The sequence below is a fragment of the Pseudomonas sp. PDM15 genome, assembly GCF_014851565.1.
In the GTDB taxonomy this organism is placed as follows: Bacteria; Pseudomonadota; Gammaproteobacteria; order Pseudomonadales; family Pseudomonadaceae; genus Aquipseudomonas.
Genome location: NZ_JACVAA010000003.1, coordinates 457,571 through 477,615, shown reverse-complemented (window position 1 = coordinate 477,615; position 20,045 = coordinate 457,571). Strand labels below are relative to the sequence as shown.

Below are 20,045 nucleotides of genomic sequence, written 5' to 3'. Positions count from 1 at the left end.
AGCAGGGCAAGCATGGGTAATGGCAAGTTGACGGTTATTGACGAGGATCAATGCCGAGCGCAGGGATGGCTGTGGAACGGGGCGGACGGAATGTCGCAGGTCACCCTGATCCTCGCCCACGGCGCCGGTGCGCCGATGGACAGCGACTTCATGCAGCGCATGGCCGCGCTGCTGGCCGCGCGCGGGGTGAGCGTGCTGCGCTTCGAATTTCCCTATATGGCCGAAAGGCGTTCGGGGGGCGGCAAGCGCCCGCCCAATCCGCAGGCGCAGCTACTGGAGTGCTGGCGGCAGGTGTATGCCGAGGTACGTAAGCGGGTGAGCGGGCCGCTGGCCATTGGCGGCAAGTCCATGGGCGGGCGCATGGCCAGCCTGGTGGCGGACGAGCTGGGTGCTGATGCACTGGTCTGTCTGGGTTATCCCTTCTATGCCGCGGGCAAGCCGGAGAAGCCGCGGGTGGCGCATCTGGTCGATCTGCGCACGCCGACCCTGATCGTCCAGGGCGAGCGTGATGCTCTGGGCAACCGTCAGGTGGTGGAGGCCTACGCGTTGGCCTCGGCAGTCCGCGTGGAGTGGCTAGAGGCGGCCGACCACGATCTGAAGCCGCTGAAGGCCTCGGGCTTCAGTCATGAACAGCACCTGCAGCGAGCGGCGCAGGGCGTGGCGGCTTTTCTGGCGAACCGCTAGCGCAGCGCGCCGCGGATGGCCGAAACAGGACGCCTGTGCTCTGCTAAGCATGCGCACATCGACAGGGACGCAACGGAGGTACCATGGACACGATCACCCGCCCCATGACAGAGGACGATCTGCCGGAGGCCGGTCGCATCATTGGCCTGGCCTTCGGCACCTTCCTCGGCGCGCCGGATCCGGCGACCTTCTGGGGCGACCAGGACTACGCCAGGACGCGCTGGCTGGCCGACCCGGCGGCCGCCTTCGTGGCCGAGCAGGGCGGCGTGCTGGTTGGCTCCAACTTCGCCACGCGCTGGGGCAGCGTAGGCTTCTTCGGCCCGCTGACGATTCACCCCGACTACTGGAACGGCGGCTTCGGCCAGCGCCTGCTGGATCCGGTCATGGCCCTGTTCGAGTGTTGGGGCGTGAGCCACGCCGGCCTGTTCACCTTCGCGCAGAGCCCCAAGCATGTGGGCCTGTATCAACGCTACGGCTTTTGGCCGCGAGCGCTCACCGCCATCATGTCCAAGCCGGTGCGGTCCGGCCAGGCCGAGGGCGGCTGGGAGCGCTACTCGGCGCTTGCCGAGGCGGAGCGGGAAGAAGTGTTGCGTGCCTGCGCGTCGCTCACCGACCGGATCTACCAGGGCCTGGACGTGGCTCGGGAAATTCGTGCGACCCAGGCCCAGGGGCTTGGCGACACCGTGTTGCTGCGGGAGGAAGGGGAGCTGGTCGGCTTCGCCGTCTGCCACTGCGGCGCGGGCAGCGAGGCGGGGAGCGGCAAGTGCTACGTCAAGTTCGCCGCGGTTGCATCGGGGGCGGGAGAGCTGGCGCGTTTCGAGCGCCTGCTCGATGCCTGCGAGGCGCTGGCCGACGCCCGCGGCATGGAGCGACTGGAGGCCGGGGTCAACACGGCGCGCCATGAGGCCTATCGCTGCATGCTCGAACGGGGCATGCGCACCGATATCCAGGGCATCGCCATGCAGCGTGACAACGAGCCCGGCTACAACAGGCCCGGCGTGTTCCTGCTCGACGACTGGCGCTGACGACGGCGCCCTGATCGGGGCGCCGCTGTATCACTCAGCGGTTGAAGCGTTCCACCAGCGAGTACTGATCCTTGGCGGTGGAGGTCAGCTCCTCGCTGAGCTGCGCGGTGCTGTGCGCCTCGCTGGAAGTCTGGTCGGCCAGCTGGGCGATGGTGGTGATGTTCTGGTTGATCTCGTCGGCCACCGCGCTCTGCTCCTCGGCAGCGGCTGCGATCTGATTGGCCATGTCGGTGATGTTGGCCACCGCATCGCTGATGCCCTGCAGCGCCTGGTCGGCCTGCTGGACGCGCTCCACACCCTCGTCGGCCTGCTTGCGACCGATCTCCATGGTCATCACCGCTTCCTCCGCGGTGCGCTGTAGCTTGGCGATCAGCGCGTGGATCTGCCCGGTAGATTCGGCCGTGCGCTGGGCCAGCGAGCGAACCTCGTCGGCCACCACGGCGAAGCCGCGGCCCATCTCGCCGGCTCGCGCCGCCTCGATGGCGGCGTTGAGCGCGAGCAGATTGGTTTGGTCGGCGATCCCTTTGATAACGTCGACCACTCCGCCGATCTCGTTGCTGTCCTGAGCCAGGCGCGACACGGTCTCGCCGGTCTCGCCGACGGAGGTCGAGAGGCGCTGGATGGCGTCGCGGGTTTCCGCGGCGACGTTGCGCCCCTCACCTGTGAGGCGGTTGGCCTCCTGGGTGGCGATCGCCGCGCGGGCCACATTGCTCGCCACTTCCAGCGTGGTGGCGGCCATCTCGTTGATGGCGGTGGCGACCTGCTCGGTTTCCACGCGCTGGCGTTCCAGCCCGGCCGAGCTGTTGTGTGCCAGTTGGTCGGCCTGCTGGGCCTGGCTGGTGAGACGTTCGGCGGTGTCCTGCAGGCGGGTCAGGCAGGTGCGCAGGCGCGCTTCCTGGCTGAGCATGGCCATTTCCAGGCGTGCCTCGGCGCCGCGACTGTCGGTGTACATCTGGGCGATCAGCGGATCGGAGGTGGTCTGCTCGGCCAGGCGCAGCAAGCGCTTGACCCCACGGGTCTGCCAACTGATGCCGGCCAAACCCAACGGCACCGAGAGAAGGGCTGCCAGTAGGAAGCCCCAGGTCGAACCCATCCAGTGGCCGATCAGAAAGCCGATCTGGCTGATCAGGATGAATGGCAGCCAGGCTTGTAGCACCGGCAGCCAGCGATCGGTGGCGGGGATGGCTGGCTTGCCGGCGTTGATCCGCGCATACAGCGCCTCGGCGCGACGGATCTGCTCGGCGCTGGGCTTGACCCGCACCGACTCATAACCCACCACCTGGCCCTTCTCCAGGATCGGAGTGACATAGGCGTTGACCCAGTAGTGGTCGCCATTCTTGCTGCGGTTCTTCACCACGCCCATCCACGGGCGACCCTTCTTCAGGGTCTGCCACATGTGCTCGAACACGGCGGGCGGCACATCCGGATGGCGCACCAGGTTGTGCGGCGCACGCATCAATTCTTCCCGCTCGAAGCCGCTGACCTCAATGAAGGCCTGGTTGCAGTAGGTGATCTGTCCCTTGAGGTCGGTGGTCGAGATCAGGCGCTGCTGGGCGGGGAAGGTGCGTTCGCGCTGAGTAACGGGCTGGTTGTTTCGCATGCGTAATCGCTTCTTGAACTGGATGGCTGTCCTCGGCACATCGGCCGCGCTGCGGGAAAGTTTAGCGACCGGAGGCTGGCCAGGGGAGCTTAATCTGTCCGTTTGGGTAGGAATTGTTATATGCGAAGTAATTTCCAGAATAAGTAAGCGCGCGGAAAAATATATGAAACTTATTTGAAGTGATTCTGTCAGGCAGCACTTTCATTGTGGATCGAGTGATGGCCAATTGATGCTGCTTATTGTTGGGTAATTGACGCCCTTATGATGGCTTGTTCGTGCAGATATGCTTGATTAGTTGGCGTCAGAAAAATGGCTATAGATTGGTTGGGAATAATATTCTTCTATTTTTACTTCGTGAAGCGCCGCAAAAAACTAGGTGTTACTTTCTAATTCAACCCTTGTATGCTGCGTCCTAGAGCCGCATCCCTGGGTGTGTGCCAAAAAAACGACGCGCGCAAAGCGCTTGATCGGTTACCTCTGGTAACTAGGTCACTGTTTTCAAAGAAATAACTTTAAACCTGCCTGCTGCGGAACTTTGTTGTTTCGCAAGGCATCTGTTTTGCTCGGGGTCATTTCAATTTCTGTATCAATTTAATTGGAACGGAAGATGGCCCCAGGTGGTAACAGAGACCCGAGGAATTTGTAGTACCTGTAGTCCGGTCTCGCGAAGTAGGCGACAGCCATGGGGCTGTTGTATCGATCAACGCAAGGAGGAGATCGTCCAATGCGAATCAGCATCTTTGGGCTGGGCTATGTAGGAGCTGTGTGTGCTGGTTGCCTGTCGGCCAGAGGGCATCAGATCGTTGGTGTGGACATTTCGCCGCTGAAGATCGATCTGATCAACAGCGGTCGCTCGCCGATCGTCGAGCCCGGGCTGGAAGACCTGCTGCAGAAGGGCGTGAGCAGCGGCAAGTTGCGCGGCACATTGGACGTGCGCGAGGCGATTCTGGAGACCGATATCTCCTTCCTGGCGCCGCCGACGCCGAGCAAACGCAACGGCGACCTGGACGTGTCCTACATCGAGGAAGTCTGCCAGCAGATCGCCAAGGTCCTCCCCGAGAAGACCAGTCGCCACACCGTGGTGGTCCGTAGCACCGTGCTGCCGGGTACTCTGCGCAACGTGGTGATTCCTACCCTGGAGAAATACTCCGGGCTCAAGGCCGGCAAGGATTTCGGCGTGGCGGTGAACCCCGAGTTCCTGCGCGAGAGCACCGCGATCAAGGACTACGATTTCCCCGCCATGACCGTGATCGGCGAGCTGGATCAGACCTCCGGTGATCTGCTCGCGGAAATCTACAGCGAGCTCGACGCCCCGATCATCCGCAAGACCGTCGAGGTCGCGGAGATGATCAAGTACACCTGCAACGTCTGGCACGCGACCAAGATCACCTTCGCCAACGAGATCGGCAACATCGCCAAGGCGGTCGGGGTCGACGGCCGCGAGGTGATGGACGTGATCTGCCAGGATCACAAGCTCAACCTGTCCAAGTACTACATGAAGCCCGGCTTCGCCTTCGGCGGCTCCTGTCTGCCCAAGGACGTTCGCGCTCTGAACTACCGCGCCACCCAGCTCGACGTCGAGTCGCCGCTGATCAGCGCGCTGATGCCGAGCAACGAGGCCCAGGTGCGCAATGCCTACAACCTCATCGCCAGTCAGGACAAACGCAAGGTCGCGCTGCTCGGACTGAGCTTCAAGGCCGGCACCGATGACCTGCGCGAAAGCCCGCTGGTGGAGCTGGCTGAGATGCTGATCGGCAAGGGCTTCGACCTGAAGATCTTCGATCGCAATGTCGAATACGCCCGTGTTCATGGTGCCAACCGTGACTACATCGAATCGAAGATCCCCCACGTTTCTTCTCTGCTGCGCTCCGACCTCAACCAGGTGGTGGCGGATGCCGACGTGATCGTCCTCGGCAACGGCGACGAGCTGTTCGAAACCGTGGTCCAGCAACTGCCGCCCGGCAAGAAACTGATCGACCTGGTCGGTTTCATGCGCCAGTGCAGCGACGAGGTCAAAGAGGGCCTCTGCTGGTAGCAACTGCTGTAGGTCAATGTGCACAGGGCGTTACAACAACAATAAGGACGCCCCCGTTGCAGAGCAGTAAACCAAACGGGATTGGCAACCATGGAAAGTCTTCAAGGACGCTTGCGCAATGGCGCGGGCTGGCTGTTCTATTTGTCGCTGTTGGGTGGCATGGCCTTGTTGCTGCCACACACCATCTTCGATCCGGAGTCGACGGACTTCCTGCTGATACTTGGCGCAGTGGGAATCTGGCGTTACTCGATGGGCGCGATCCATTACGTTCGCGGGCTCATCTTTCTCTACATCGTCTACCCGCACTATCGGCGCAAGGCGCGCCGGCTGGGCGAGGCGGCCGATCCTTCGCACGTCTACCTGCTGGTGACCAGCTTTCGTATCGACGCCCTGACCACCGCAGCGGTATACCGCTCGGTGATCCAGGAAGCGATCGACTGCGGCTACCCCAGCACCGTGGTGTGCTCGATCGTCGAGCTGTCGGACGAGCTGCTGATCAAGAACCTGTGGAACCGCCTGGAACCACCGGCTCGTGTGCGCCTGGACATAGTGCGGATTCCTGGTACCGGCAAGCGTGACGGGCTGGCCCAGGGCTTCCGCGCCATTTCCCGGCACCAACCGGACAGCCGCGCGGTAGTGGCGGTGGTTGACGGCGACACCGTGCTCTCCGCCGGCGTGGTACGCCAGACGGCACCCTACTTCACCCTGTTCGACAATCTCGGCGGGCTCACCACCAACGAGTTCTGCGAGGTGCGCGGCGGCTACGTCATGCAGGAGTGGCACAAGCTGCGTTTCGCGCAGCGCCACATCAACATGTGCTCGATGGCTCTGTCCAAGCGTGTGCTGACCCTGACCGGGCGGATGTCGGTGTTCCGTGCCGAGGTGGTGACCGATCCGGGCTTCATTGCTGACGTCGAGAACGACCATCTCGAGCACTGGCGCTTGGGGCGTTTCAAGTTCCTCACCGGCGACGACAAGTCCAGCTGGTACAGCCTGATGCGCCTTGGCTACGACACTTTCTACGTGCCGGATGCCTCCATCCACACCGTGGAACACCCTCCGGAGAAGAGCTTCATCAAGGCCAGCCGCAAGCTGATGTTCCGCTGGTACGGCAACAACCTGCGGCAGAACTCGCGTGCGCTCGGCCTGGGCATACGGCGTCTGGGCGTGTTCACCAGCGTGGTCATGCTCGACCAGCGGGTGTCCATGTGGACCAGCCTGCTCGGGCCCTCGGTGGCGATCATCGCCAGCATCAAATACGGCTTTGCCTACCTGCTGATTTACCTGCTGTGGATTGGCCTCACCCGGCTGGTGCTGACCCTGCTGCTGCTGGCCTCTGGCCACAGGATCGGTCCGGCTTATCCGTTGATCCTCTATTACAACCAGATCGTCGGCGCACTGGTGAAGGTGTACGTGTTCTTCCGCCTGGACCAGCAGTCCTGGACGCGCCAGAAGACCAAGCTCAACCGCGATCTCGCCAGCTTCCAGCGCTGGTTCAACACCTGGTCGTCCCGAACCATGACCTTCTCCGCAGGCAGCGTCTTCGTCGCTGCTCTGATGTGGGTGGTCTGAAGCTCGTGACCCATCAAAGACTCTTGATTGCATAAAGGAACGAATATGAGCGCAGTGATCAGCCCCAGCATCAACAGCAACGTGGTTCATGAAGCCGAAGCCCAGCGCCAGTACGCGCGCCTCAAGCTGCCGGCGAAGATCCGCTACTTCACCCAGCAGGGCCAGGAACTCGAGGCTCAGTTGCTCGACCTGTCGGTCGGCGGCTTCTCCTTCCATCCTGGCAACAACCTGCTCACCGAAGGGCAGTATTGCCGCGGCAAACTGATGTTCGAGGTCGAAGGCATCGGCTTCAACATGGATGTCGAATTCCAGGTACGTTCGCTCGGCGGCAAACGCGCCGGCTGCGAGTTCCACCACCTGCGCCCGCGCGAGATCGCGACGCTGCGCTACCTGATCAGCTCTTTCCTCAGCGGTGAGCTCATCAACGCCGGTGATCTGATCAGCACCCTGCAACGGGAAAACTTCACCAAGCCGCGCAAAGGCATCGACGGTGCGCCGACCGGCCTGTTTGGGCGTCTGCGTGCAGTGAGCCTGAGCATGGGCATCTTCCTGGTCGGCGTCGCGGCGTGCACGTACATCCTGTACCAGCTGTACGACATCTACTTCATCACCCATGCCGACTCTGCTCAGGTGGTAGTGCCTGGTCAGGAAGTGGCGATGCCTCGCGAGGGCTCCGTGCAGAGCCTGGTGAAGATCGGTGACGTGGTGAAGAAGGGGGCTCCGGTCGCGACCTATTCGGCCACCATGCTCGATGCGCTGAAGAACATCCTGCCGGAATCGGAAATGACCCCGGAGAATCTGGAGCGTCTGTTCAGCAAGAATATTCAGGGAACCCTGACCAGTCCTTGCGATTGCCGCGTCGTGGCGCAACTGGTGGGCGATGGCCAGGTAGCTGCCAAAGGGACCGCGGTATTCAACCTTGCGCCGCTGGATAGCGTGGCCAGTGTAGAGGCGCGCTTCCCTTACCGTGCGTTCGCAGACCTGCAGCCGGGCACCCCGGTGGACTTCCTGGTCGGCGGCGAAAAGACCCCGCGCGCCGGCACCATTACCAGCATGGCGCTGCAGGACGGCGGTCTGGCTTCCGACATCCGCGTCATGATCACGCCCCATGATCCGCTGGATAACGTGCTGGTCAAACGCCCGGTCGATGTTCGCATTCAGCCGTTCGATGGGCTGTGGACCCGCACCACCGTGGCGGCCGGCAAATGAACAGGGTCATGCTGCTAGGTTGCAGTCTATTGGTGGGATGTTCTACACCGGATCTGCAGCTGGCCAAAGATGCGAAGTTCCGCGGGGATACGGAAACGGCAGAGGCCAATTTCCGCCCCCTGGCGGAGCTCGGCTATGTCGATGCGCAGGTGGGGCTCGCTGATCTGCTGATCAAAAGCCCTTCCAAGGAAAAGCAGGCCAAGGGCGAGCAGATGTATCGCGATGCCATGGACAAGTCCCCCTTGGCTCCTACGCGCCTCGGCAAATGGCTGGCCAGCAAGCCGGATAGTTCTATACAGGAGCGCAACGAGGCGGATCAGCTGCTGCGTCGCGGGCTGGAGTTGGGAGACACCAGCACTGTGCTTCCCTGGGTTCGCGTCAAGTTGAATGGCCCCTTGGGCGCACAGGATCCGGAGATCGAGCGTCAGCTCGATCTCTGGGAGGAGCAGGGGATCGCCGAGGCTCAACTCGGCAAGATCCTCCTGTACCGCGCCCGCGGGGATTACCAGCAGCACGTCGCCGAGATCGAGCAGACCTGTCAGCGCTGGCTCGCCCAGGTGACCGAGTGTTATGCCGAGCTGGCGGTGGTCTATCGCAGCCAGGGGCGTGGCGACGAGCAGGCAGCGCTGCTGGAGCGCATGCAGTCGGAATTCCAATCCGGCCGCCTGCCTCCGGAGGCGATGCGTGACGTGGCCAAGGCTTTGGTCGGCAGCGATGCCGGGCAGCCCGACCCCGAAGCGGCGAAGGGGCTTTATGTGGCGATCGCCCCGACTTTCCCCGATGCCTGGTGCGACCTGGCGGAACTGTCGATCCGCTATCCCCAGCTCGTCGAAAGCCCGGACGAGATCCACGCCTATCTGCAGAAAGGGCTGGATGCCGGGATCAATCGAGCGGCCTACATGCTTGGGCGTCTCTACCTGCGCGGGAAAGTCATCCCGGCCGACCCGGTCGCCGCGGAAAAATACCTGCTGATGTCGGCCCCCCTGGAGCCCAGGTCCAACTATTTCCTGGGCAAGCTGTACGCGGGCGGCCAACTGGGCCAGATCCAGCCGGAGAAAGCGCTCGAGCACTATCTGATCGCAGCGCGCGCGGGTGATGTCCAGTCCGACATTGACCTGGCCAGGCTCTTCAGCGACGGCCAGGGGGTGAAGATCAACAAGGTCTATGCCTATTCGTTTGCCAATTTGGCCAAGCAAGGTGGCCTGCCATACGGCCAGGTCCTGATTGACCGTCTTGCGCCCACCATGAACTCGGCGGAAATCGCCAAGGCTCTGGAGCTATCCCAGGGCGAAATGCGTGCGCGTGGTCAAGAGCAGGTCAGCACCACCCTCAAGACAAACAGTACGCAGGGAATGCTATGACAGTATCCAAACGATCAATTGCTCTGCTTATTTGGGCTTCCGGATGTTCCGTCGCCTCGCTGCAGGCGGCTGAGTTGCCATCGGGCCTGTCTTATGGGGCCAACGTAAAGATCACCGGACAAAGTATCGACGATCAGGACCTGGGCACCCGTGAAGGCGGTGACTTCAACGGAGCGGGTATCAGCCTGCGCCCATGGGTCTTCCATCGCTCGGGGGACTGGAGCGGTTACGTCCTCGGCGAGGCCTTTGCGGCCACCGACGTCATCGAATCCGATACCAGCGAGTCGGACACCTTCGACCCGGACGACGCCCGCGAGCGGGACGACAAGTTCCTCGCTCTTCATGAGTTCTGGGTCGACTACTCCGGCTTGACGGCCTACCCCGGTGAATCGCTGCGCTTGGGCCGGCAGAAAATCAGAAGCGCCGATGGCCTGTGGTGGGATAGCAACATCGAGGCCCTGCGCTGGACCTTCGACACCACCCTGCTGAGTGCCCACGTGGGGGTTGCGGAGCGCTTCAGCGACTATCGCACCGATCTTGATGAACTGGCTCCGCAGGATGACGACCGTGTTCATTTCATGGCCGACATCGCCAGGCAATGGCGCCCTGGTCACTGGGCTGGAATCAAGTTCCACCACAGCGATGACAGCGGCGACCTAAACCAGGCCGGCGAAGAGCTGGGCGTTCTCGACAAGAGCTACAACGGTCAAGCCACCTGGCTGGGCGTCGAGTTCAACGGCGACTTCTACAACCACCGCAGCACCAATCCGCTGAGCTATTTGGCCAGCGTTACCTGGATGAACGCCGATCTGGACTATCTGACCAGCTCGACGGTAGGCGGTACTCGTCGGGTCACCGGGCAGCGCAGTGAGGATGTCGATGCTTGGGCGCTCGACCTGGGATTGCGCTGGAACATCGACGACGCCTGGCGGGTGGGCACGACCTATACCCGGGCATCGGGAGGCGAGGAAGAGCAGTTCCTGCAAACGGACCTGCAGAGCAATCGCTCCAACTTCACGGGAACCAAGTCCTCGATCAACCGTTTCGGTGAGGCCTATCGCGGTGAAATGACCAACTTGCAGGCGGCCAGCCTGTTCGCCGGTTGGAATATCGATAACGAGTACGACGCCAGTGTCATCTATCACCGCTTCTGGCGGGTCGACGATGACTTCGATAGCAAAAGCGGCCTGCAGTCAAACATGGTTCCCGGCGAGAAGGATATCGGCCAGGAGGTCGATCTTGTGCTGACTCGTTACTTCGATGAAGGGCGTATCCCGCCTGCCCTCGGCTGGCTGGGAGCCAAGTCCGCCCTGGTCCGCTTCCGCGGCGGCCTGTTCTTTGCCGGGGACGCTTTTGCAGATGAAACCGATTCGAAAATGCATCGCGCATTTCTCGATGTGATTTGGCGCTACTAGACAGGGGGTTTGCAATGAACGCGCGTCGATCAATAGTTGCAATCGTCTTGCTACTTGGAGCTGTTGTGCTCAGCTCCATCGCCAGAGCGGATGGCGCTCCTGTAAAGGGGCTGGTGTTCGACCCGGCAAAAGTGCAGGAGGACTATCAGGTATCCGGCACACCGGCAGAGTCTCTGGAAATCACTCCACCTAAATTTCCAGACCTGACCCCTTACACCGCCGAAGCGGTGCAGGCAAAGATTGTCCGCAAGCCTGCCGGGACAATCGCCGTGCGCCGCATGCTGGAGCAGAACACCCTGGTGGAGTTCACCGGCGGTGATGAACGTATCCGCGAGTGGCTGAAACGTCAGGGTGAAATGCCGCAAGTCATATTCATCGACGGCGGTTACGTCACTCCCAAGGATCTGGCGAAGGCACTACCTGCCAAGTACTTCGAGGAAACCGAGCCCGGTATCTATATCGCCCGGCGGCCGATCGTGGTGAACCAAGGCGCGACCTTTCATATCGACAAGAGCACCAAGGATTTCAGGCTGTCGAGTGATCATGGCGCCTTCCTCATCAACGACAGCAAGCTGTTCATTACCGACAGCCGCCTGACCGCCTGGCGCGAAAAGGACAACAGCCAGGACTGGTTCGCGAAGAAGGGGCGCTTCCGGCCGTTCCTCAACTCCTGGGGCGGAACCGAAACCTATATCGTCAACAGTGTCGTCTCGAGCCTGGGTTACACGGCGAGTAAGTCTTACGGCGTGTCGATTTCCCAGTACAGCCCGGCGATGCATCCGATCATGAAGCGCGACCATCCTACCGGTTGGCTGATCAACTCCATGTTCGACGATATGTGGTACGGCTTCTATTGCTACGAGGCCTTCGATGTCGTGCTGCTCAACAATACCTATCGGAACAACCTGGTCTACGGCATCGACCCGCATGACCGTTCACGCCGACTGATCATTGCTGGCAACACGGCTTATGGCACGGTGCAGAAGCACGGAATCATCATTTCCCGCGAGGTGAACGACAGCTGGATCATCAACAACCGCTCTTATGAAAACACCCTGTCCGGCATCGTGATCGACCGGATCAGCGTGAATAACGTGGTGGCCAATAACGAGGTTTATCGAAACGGCTCGGACGGCATCACCATCTATGAGAGCGGCGACAATCTGCTGATGCGCAACAAGTCCTTCAATAACGGGCGGCACGGCATTCGCGTGCGCAACAGTTATGACGTGACCTTGTTCGAAAACATCTCCATGGCCAATGGCTTGTTAGGGGTCTACGGGCATGTGAAGGACCTCACCCACACGCCTCGCGATCTCCAACTCGATCCGTTCGACATGAACCTGTCATTGAACGTGATAGGTGATCGACTGATCGGTAATCAGTCCGGCGCTATTTCTGTTGTCGCCCCCCGCAGCGTGAAGCTTTCTCGCCTGGAAATGCTGATGCCCTCCAAAGATTCGGGTGTGGGGATGTTCGGTGCGCTTGCTCAGGGCAAGAGCGAGATTCTCGACCTGATGATTCGGCAGAAGAAAGCAGTGCACGTCTTGCCGTTGCAGAAACTGGCTCAACGCCAATAGGCGAGGTGATCAAATGAATCGTAAGTTTTTTATTAGTCAGACAGCTATTGGGGCGGCACTCGGAATGTTGGCGATTCAATCTGCCTTTGCCGAGCAGACAGCGCCGCAATATGCCATCGAGAAGTGCTGTGAAATCTGCCCGCAGGCTCTCAACGATGCCACTTACACCGGCGACATGAGTGATTTCAGCAAGTTGGTGCAAGGCAAGGATGACTGGCTGTTCCGCACCAAGACCGACCTGATGACCCAGATGGGCACCACGCCCGAGGGCTATGCCCACCTGCAGGAGTTGAGCGACCGGCTCAAGGCCATGGGCACCCAGTTGATGATTGTCTATATCCCGACCCGGGGCATGGCCAACGCAGACAAGCTGAGCCCCGAGACGCGTCAGACGTTCGAGTTCGATCTGGCCGAGGAAAACTATCACAAGGTCATCGAAAAGATGCGTTCGCTGGGCATTCTGGTGCCGGACCTGACGCCCATGCTGGAAGAGCATGGCGAAGCGGACAAGCCGTTCTTCTACAAGCGCGACCACCACTGGACTCCATACGGTGCCGAGTTCGCCGCCAAACTGGTTGCCGAAGAGCTTCGCCGCTCGGAAGTATTCAAGAGCGTCCCGCGCAAGGAGTTCGTCAGTCGCCCGGATGGCCTGGGCTACAAGATCGGCTCACTCAACCAGGCGTTTCATAAGGTCTGTGGCTACAGCTATGAAAACCAATACGTGACCCGCTTCATCACCGAGCCCAAGGACGAGGCGAGCGACCTGTTCGGTGACGAAGAGCTGCCGCAGGTGATTCTGGCAGGCACCAGCTTCAGTACGCCGCAATACAACTTCTCCGGCTTCCTGAAGGAACAGGCCGCCGTCGATATCGACAACCGTTCGGTGAGCGGCGGCGGGTTCCACAGCGCCATGCTGCAGTATCTCGGCAGCCAGGACTTTCAGGCGCGGCCGCCGAAGATCCTGATCTGGGAAATCACCAGCTACTACGACATCTCCATGCCGATCTTCTACCGGCAGATCATGCCGATGCTGGCTGATGGCTGTAAGGACAAGTCGACCACATTGAGCAAGAAGGTGACGCTGCAACCGGGCCGCAATGAAATCCTGGTGAATTCCGGTGTCCTGCCCATTCGCAGCGAGCGCTATCTGGCAGACGTCCAGTTCAACCAGCAAGGCGTCAAGTTGCTCAAAGGTACCGTCTGGTACATGAGCGGCTCCAAGGAGCAGCTGAAGATCGAGCGCACTCGTGAAGTAGAGGGCGACGGGCGCTTCGTTTTCAACCTGCGGGACGATGCGGAAGGGGCAGGGCAGACGCTGCTCTCATTTGACCTGGACATGCCTGCGGATATGCCCAAAGGGCTCCAGGCAGAAGTGAATGTCTGTCCGCGCCAACCAGGCCAAATGCAGGCTCAGGCCGATTGAGCTATAGGCCTGCGCCGCTGGCGCAGGCCACAAGGAGGATAAAATGGTTTTTTCGTCCAACGTGTTCCTGTTCCTGTTCCTGCCGATCTTCCTCGGCTTGTACTACCTGAGCGGGAATCGCTATCGCAATCTGCTGTTGCTGATTGCGAGCTACATCTTCTACGCCTGGTGGCGCATCGACTTCCTCGCGCTGTTCGCCGCCGTCACCGTGTTCAACTACTGGATCGGTCTGCGTATCGGTGCGGCCGGAGTGCGGACTAAAGCCGCGCAGAAATGGTTGATCCTCGGTGTGGTGGTCGACCTCTGCGTGCTCGGCTATTTCAAGTACGCCAACTTCGGGGTCGAGAGCTTCAACATGGTGGTCAGCTCGTTCGGCATGGACCCCTTCGTGTTGACGCACATCCTGTTGCCGATCGGCATCTCGTTCTACGTGTTCGAGTCGATCAGCTACATCATCGATGTGTACCGCGGCGATACCCCGGCCACCCACAACCTGATCGACTTCGCCGCGTTCGTGGCGATCTTCCCGCACCTGATCGCCGGCCCGGTGTTGCGCTTCCGCGACCTGGTGGACCAGTTCAACCACCGTACCCATACGGTGGACAAGTTCGCCGAAGGCTGCACACGCTTCATGCAGGGTTTCATCATGAAGGTGTTCATCGCCGACAGCGTGGCGCCCATCGCCGATCACTGCTTCGCCCTGGAGAACCCCACCACCGGTGATGCCTGGCTCGGCGCCTTCGCCTACACCGCGCAGCTGTACTTCGACTTTGCCGGCTACAGCAGCATGGCCATCGGCCTGGGTCTGATGATGGGCTTCCGCTTCATGGAGAACTTCAACCAGCCCTACATCAGCCAGTCGATCACCGAGTTCTGGCGGCGCTGGCACATCAGTCTGTCCACCTGGCTGCGCGACTACCTGTACATCAGCCTGGGCGGCAACCGCGGTACCACCTTCCAGACCTACCGCAACCTGTTCCTGACCATGTTGCTGGGCGGTCTGTGGCACGGCGCCAACTTCACCTACGTGATCTGGGGCGCCTGGCACGGCATGTGGCTGGCCATCGAGCGCGCCTTGGGTGTGGACGCCGCGCCGCGTACCCTCAATCCGCTGAAGTGGGCCTTCACCTTCCTCCTGGTGGTGCTGGGCTGGGTGATCTTCCGCGCCGAGAACCTCGACGTGGCCTGGCGCATGTACGCCGCCATGTTCGACTTCTCCGAGTGGAGCCTGTCGGAGCTGACCGTTTCCCAGCTGACCAGCCTGCAGATCGGCACGCTGCTGCTGGCCTACGGGGTGATTGCCTGGTTCGGCATCCGCCAGTTCTATGCCAACCCGTTGGCCTCGCGTGCACCCAAGGCCGAGGCGGCAGACGCGAGCGGTGCCGCACCGCTGGCGGGTGGTACCGCCGGTGGCGCCGTGGCGGCTACGCCAGCCTACGCGGTGTTGCTGGGCCGCACTTTGATCCTGCTGCTGTTTGCCGCCTCGATCCTGAAGCTGTCGGCGCAAAGCTTTTCACCCTTCCTGTACTTCCAGTTCTGAGGAGGAGCCGACATGCGCACCATCAATATCCTCTACAGCTTCATCTTCGTAGCCCTGCTGGCGGCGCTGTCGCTGGCTTCGCTGCCGAACCTGTTCAGCTTCTCCACGGCCAGCGAGACCACCGTGCTCAACGGCAAGCTGGCCCACGCCATCGAGAAGCACTATGACAAAGGCTTCCCGGTCAAGGAGTTCGGCACCAACGCCTGGGCTGCTCTGGAGTACGGCCTGTTCGGCGAGGGCCGGTTGGGTGTGGTGGTCGGCCGCGATGGCTGGCTGTTCACCGACGAGGAGTTCAAGCCGTCGAAGGACCCCAAGCAGGCGGATGACAACTGGCAGCTGATCGCCGGGGTGCAGGCAGAACTGCAACGCCGCGGCATCGAGCTGCAACTGGTGTTGTTGCCGGCCAAGGCGCGCCTGTACTCCGAGTACTTCGCCGAAAAGCGTCCGGTGGCCCAGCAGCAGGAGCTCTACACCCAGTCCCTACAGCGCATGAACAGCCTCGGCCTGCGCGGGCCGGATCTGTTCGCCGCGTTGCAGAACGGCAAGCAGCAGGGCGCCGTTTTCCTGCGCACCGACACCCACTGGACCCCGCACGGCGCCGCCGTGGTGGCCCAGGCGGTGGCGGAGCATCTGCGCCAGGCCAGCAGCTGGCAGGGTGGCAGTGCCAGCTACGCGACCCAGGTCACCGGCAGTGAGTCGCACAAGGGCGACCTGCTCAGCTACCTGCCGCTGGATCCGTACTTCGCCGACATGCAACCGCCCAGCGAGAAGCTAGAGCAGCGCCAGACCGAGCTGCAAGGCGGCGAGGGCGGTGGCGACCTGTTCGGCGACAGCGCACCCGAGGTGGCTCTGGTCGGCACCAGCTACAGCGCCAATCCCAAGTGGAACTTCCCCGGCGCCCTGCGCCAGGCCCTCGGCGCGGACATCTACAACTACGCCGAGAACGGTCACGGCCCGCTGGTGCCCATGCTGCGCCTGCTGGCCAAGGGCGAGGAAGAAACCCGCGGCCTCAAGCTGGTGCTGTGGGAAGTCCCGGAACGCTATCTGACGATGCCGAGCGACCTGACCGAGTTCGATGCGCAGTGGCTGGCCCAGCTCCGGGCCGGTCCGGACTCCGCCGAGCGCCTGGCCCTGAAAGGCTCCGCCAAACCGCTGGCGGCTCAATGACTACTTCAAAAAGGAAGATGACCATGCATAACTCCATTCGCACACTGGCCCTGGGACTGGGCCTGAGCTTCACCGCCGCTGTCGGCAGCGTCCAGGCCGACGAGGCTGGTCTGTACGGCCCAACCGCACCGGCCGGCTCGGCCTTCGTGCGTGCCTACAACGCCGGCTCCTCGGAACTGGACCTGAGCCTGGGCACGGTCAGCATCAAGGAAGTGGAGCCGCGCGGCAGCAGCGACTTCTCCTTCCTTCCCGCCGGTAGCTACAGCGCCAGTGCCGCGGGCAAGAGCCTGCCGGTGGAGCTCAAGGCCGACCAGTATTACACCCTGGTACAGCTGCCCAGCGGCGAGCTGAAGCTGGTAGAGGACCCGGCGTTCAAGAACCGCCAGAAGGCCCTGGTACGTATCCAGAATCTGTCCGATACCCCGGTCAGCCTGAAGACCGCAGACGGCAAGACCGAGGTGATCCCGGCCGTGGCCGGCAAGGGCCGAGGCGACCGCGAGATTAATCCGGTCAAGGTGCGTCTGGCGTTGTTCGCCGGCGAGCAGAAGGTCAGCGACCTCAGCCCGCTGGTCGTCGAGCGAGGCGAGGTGGTCAGCCTGTATGTCACCGGCAGCGCCGGCAACCTTTCACCGGTGTGGGTCAAGCGCCCCGTGAAGATCGACTGAGGCCTTGGCATGAGAGTGGTTCGGCTGACGACGATGGCATGGCGTGGCGCGCTGGTTGTGGCAACGCTGCTGGCTGGTGGCTGCTTCTGGGACAGCAAGGCGGCGCTGGTGCCGCCGGAGGGTTACTTCAAGAGTGCCGCGAAGCCGAGGGGCAAGGAGCCCAGCTGTCCGCCCGTGCCCACTCCCTATACCGGTGACCTGCACTTCCCGAGCAAATACAGCGGCTCCGATGCGGCCCGCGACAAGCTCAACCTCGTGGCGGCCGCCAGCTATGAGCGCCTGACCGGTGACGTGCGCGAGCTAGAAGGAGGAACCAATCGACTGGTCGAGCGTTACTTCGACACCGGCCAGCTGGCCTATGCCGAGTGCGCCGTCACCTGGCTGGACAGCTGGGCCGAGGCCGGGGCGTTGCTGAGCGAGAACTACAACCATACCGGCAAGTCGGTTCGCAAATGGGCGCTGGGAAGCATTGCGGGTGCCTATCTGCGCTTGCAGTTTTCCCGCTCTCAGCCACTCAAGGGCTACGCCGAGCAATCTGCGTCCATAGAGAAGTGGCTGGGCCAGTTGGCCGATCAGGTCGTGAAGGACTGGGATGCCCAGCCCATGGACCGGCGCAACAACCACCAGTACTGGGCGGCCTGGTCAGTCATGGCCACTGCCGTGGTGCTCGACCGGCGCGATCTCTTCGATTGGGCCGTTGAGCAGTATCGACATGGCATGCGGCAAGTGGATAAGGACGGCTACCTGCCGTTGGAGCTGTCCCGTCAGACCCGCGCGCTTGCTTACCACAACTACAGCATGGGTCCGCTGATGATGATTGCGGCCTTCTCTCAGGCCAATAACTTGGATCTGCGCCAGGAAAACGATGGAGCCCTTCAGCGTCTGGCGCTACGCATGCAGGCGGGTTTGCAGGATCCAGGAATATTTCAAGAGAAAACCGGTTATCCGCAGACATTGGAGGATCTGCGGAGCAATAACCGCTTCGCCTGGCTGGAACCGTACTGCGCGCTGTATTCGTGTTCGGAGAGCACGGACGCGTGGCGTCGTTCCATAGAGCCGCTGAGCACTTATCGGCTTGGCGGGGACCTCACCCAGCTATTTTCCGGGCAACTGCCTTGAGGTTGGTCCTGACGCTCATCCCACGCCGGATTCGGCGCGGGATGGCTCAGATTTGAATGGATATGAATGGAGACAAACCAATGATTCCGGTAATTCTCTCTGGCGGCAGCGGTTCGCGCCTCTGGCCTCTTTCCCGCAAGCTTTACCCCAAGCAGTTCCTCGCCCTCACCGGCGAGCTCTCGCTGTTCCAGCAAACCCTGCAGCGCCTGAGCTTCGACGGCATGCAGAAACCGATGGTGGTGTGCAACCTCGAGCACCGCTTCATCGTTAACGAGCAGCTCGGCAAGATCGGCGTGAGCACCCAGGGCATGCTGCTCGAGCCGTTCGGCCGCAATACCGCACCGGCGGTGGCGATGGCCGCTCTGCAGCTGATCGCCGAAGGGCGTGACGAGCTGATGCTGATCCTCCCGGCCGACCATGTGATCAGCGATGAGCTGGCCCTGCGCAAGGCCCTGGAGCTGGCGCGCATCGCCGCCGAGGAAGGCGAGATGGTGCTGTTCGGCATTCCCGCCAACAGCCCGGAAACCGGCTTCGGTTACATCAAGGCCGGGCGCAGCGAGGAGGGCGACGACCTGATCCCGGGCGCTTACCGAGTCATGCAGTTCGTCGAGAAACCCGACGCGGTGCGTGCCGCCGAGTTCGTGCGCAGCGGGGGCTACTACTGGAACAGCGGCATGTTCCTGTTCCGCGCCAGCCGCTACCTGGACGAGCTGCGCGCCCACGAGCCGGACATCTACGACACCTGCGTACTGGCTCTGGAGCGCAGCAAAGCCAACGCGGGCGTGGTGACCATCGACGCCGGTACCTTCGAGTGCTGCCCGGACAACTCCATCGACTACGCGGTAATGGAAAAGACCAGCCGTGCCTGCGTGGTACCCCTGGCCGCCGGCTGGAACGATGTGGGCAGCTGGTCCTCGCTGTGGGACGTGCATGAGAAGGACAGCGACGGCAACGTGCTCAAGGGCGACGTGGTCACTCACAGCAGCCACAACAGCTTCGTGCACGGCACGTCCAAGCTGGTGACCCTGATCGGCATGGACGACGTGGTGGTGGTCGAAACCAAGGACGCGGTGATGATCGCCCACAAGAACGCCGTGCAGGACGTCAAGAAGCTGGTCAACGTGCTGGACGCCCAGGGCCGCCAGGAAACCCAGAGCCATTGCGCCGTGTATCGCCCCTGGGGCAGCTACGACTCGGTGGACAACGGCAACCGCCACCAGGTCAAGCACATCACCGTCAAGCCGGGTGCGCAGTTGTCGCTGCAGATGCACCACCACCGCGCCGAGCACTGGATCGTGGTCTCCGGCACGGCCCAGGTGACCTGTGACGACAAGGTGTTCCTGCTCACCGAGAACCAGTCCACCTACATCCCGATCGCCTCGGTGCATCGCCTGGCCAACCCCGGCAAGATCCCCCTGGAGATCATCGAGGTGCAGTCCGGCAGCTACCTCGGCGAGGACGATATCGAGCGTCTGGAAGACGTCTACGGCCGCACCCCGGTCAAGACCGAGACGGTCGGCTAGATCCGCTGGAAAACCAAAGGGGCGGCCACTTGGCCGCCCCTTTTCGTTTCGGTCTGGCTAGCACGGTGCACTGCCTGCGGCGAGTACACTCTACGTTCAGGCATTGCTTTACCGTAGGGTGGCCTCG

At 61.9% G+C, this 20,045-nt stretch carries 15 protein-coding genes; 14 read left to right on the top strand and 1 reads right to left on the bottom strand.

Annotated features, from left to right (window positions below):
• The first annotated feature begins 12 nt into the window (after positions 1–12).
• Complete coding sequence (locus IB232_RS10140) at positions 13–684, top strand: alpha/beta family hydrolase (RefSeq protein ID WP_318652255.1); 672 nt, start codon at positions 13–15, stop codon at positions 682–684.
• A gap of 83 nt (positions 685–767) precedes the next feature.
• Positions 768–1,709, top strand: a complete 942-nt coding sequence (locus tag IB232_RS10135) for a GNAT family N-acetyltransferase (RefSeq protein ID WP_192398371.1) — start codon at positions 768–770, stop codon at positions 1,707–1,709.
• A 34-nt stretch (positions 1,710–1,743) separates the two neighbouring features.
• On the opposite strand, the gene IB232_RS10130 is transcribed toward IB232_RS10135, so the two are convergent.
• Positions 1,744–3,309: a methyl-accepting chemotaxis protein gene (locus tag IB232_RS10130; protein WP_192398370.1), complete on the bottom strand. Its 1,566-nt coding sequence runs from the start codon at positions 3,307–3,309 to the stop codon at positions 1,744–1,746.
• 724 nt (positions 3,310–4,033) lie between these two features.
• On the opposite strand from IB232_RS10130, the gene IB232_RS10125 reads away from it, so the two are divergent.
• The 12 genes from IB232_RS10125 (at position 4,034) to IB232_RS10070 (ending at position 19,918) form a co-directional block, all read left to right on the top strand.
• Positions 4,034–5,344: a nucleotide sugar dehydrogenase gene (locus tag IB232_RS10125; protein ID WP_192398369.1), complete on the top strand. Its 1,311-nt coding sequence runs from the start codon at positions 4,034–4,036 to the stop codon at positions 5,342–5,344.
• 90 nt (positions 5,345–5,434) lie between these two features.
• A complete protein-coding gene (locus IB232_RS10120) occupies positions 5,435–6,916 on the top strand; it encodes a glycosyltransferase family 2 protein (protein ID WP_192398368.1) in 1,482 nt (493 codons plus the stop codon).
• Positions 6,917–6,961: 45 nt separating this feature from the next.
• A complete protein-coding gene (locus IB232_RS10115; protein ID WP_225592232.1) occupies positions 6,962–8,125 on the top strand; it encodes an HlyD family efflux transporter periplasmic adaptor subunit in 1,164 nt (387 codons plus the stop codon).
• The gene (locus IB232_RS10110) at positions 8,122–9,486 is read left to right on the top strand and encodes a tetratricopeptide repeat protein (protein WP_192398367.1); all 1,365 of its coding nucleotides are present in this window, start codon (positions 8,122–8,124) and stop codon (positions 9,484–9,486) included. The genes IB232_RS10115 and IB232_RS10110 overlap by 4 nt, the downstream gene beginning before the upstream one ends.
• A complete protein-coding gene (locus IB232_RS10105) occupies positions 9,483–10,901 on the top strand; it encodes an alginate export family protein (protein WP_192398366.1) in 1,419 nt (472 codons plus the stop codon). The genes IB232_RS10110 and IB232_RS10105 overlap by 4 nt, the downstream gene beginning before the upstream one ends.
• Positions 10,902–10,915: 14 nt before the next feature.
• Positions 10,916–12,481, top strand: coding sequence for a mannuronan 5-epimerase AlgG (gene algG / locus IB232_RS10100; protein ID WP_192398365.1), 1,566 nt, complete (start codon positions 10,916–10,918; stop codon positions 12,479–12,481).
• Positions 12,482–12,494: 13 nt separating this feature from the next.
• On the top strand, positions 12,495–13,904 hold the full coding sequence (locus IB232_RS10095; RefSeq protein ID WP_192398364.1) for an alginate O-acetyltransferase: 1,410 nt from the start codon (positions 12,495–12,497) through the stop codon (positions 13,902–13,904).
• 43 nt (positions 13,905–13,947) lie between these two features.
• Positions 13,948–15,444: an MBOAT family O-acyltransferase gene (locus tag IB232_RS10090; protein WP_192398363.1), complete on the top strand. Its 1,497-nt coding sequence runs from the start codon at positions 13,948–13,950 to the stop codon at positions 15,442–15,444.
• Between the two features lie 12 nt (positions 15,445–15,456).
• Entirely contained in the window at positions 15,457–16,611 is a 1,155-nt protein-coding gene (locus IB232_RS10085) for an alginate O-acetyltransferase (protein ID WP_192398362.1), read from the top strand.
• Between the two features lie 17 nt (positions 16,612–16,628).
• A complete protein-coding gene (locus tag IB232_RS10080; protein WP_192398361.1) occupies positions 16,629–17,276 on the top strand; it encodes an alginate O-acetyltransferase AlgF in 648 nt (215 codons plus the stop codon).
• Positions 17,277–17,285: 9 nt separating this feature from the next.
• Positions 17,286–18,395: a mannuronate-specific alginate lyase gene (locus IB232_RS10075; protein WP_225592231.1), complete on the top strand. Its 1,110-nt coding sequence runs from the start codon at positions 17,286–17,288 to the stop codon at positions 18,393–18,395.
• Between the two features lie 80 nt (positions 18,396–18,475).
• Positions 18,476–19,918 carry a mannose-1-phosphate guanylyltransferase/mannose-6-phosphate isomerase gene (locus IB232_RS10070; protein WP_192398360.1) on the top strand — a complete coding sequence of 481 codons (1,443 nt, stop codon included), beginning with the start codon at positions 18,476–18,478 and terminating at the stop codon, positions 19,916–19,918.
• The last annotated feature ends 127 nt before the right edge of the window (positions 19,919–20,045 follow it).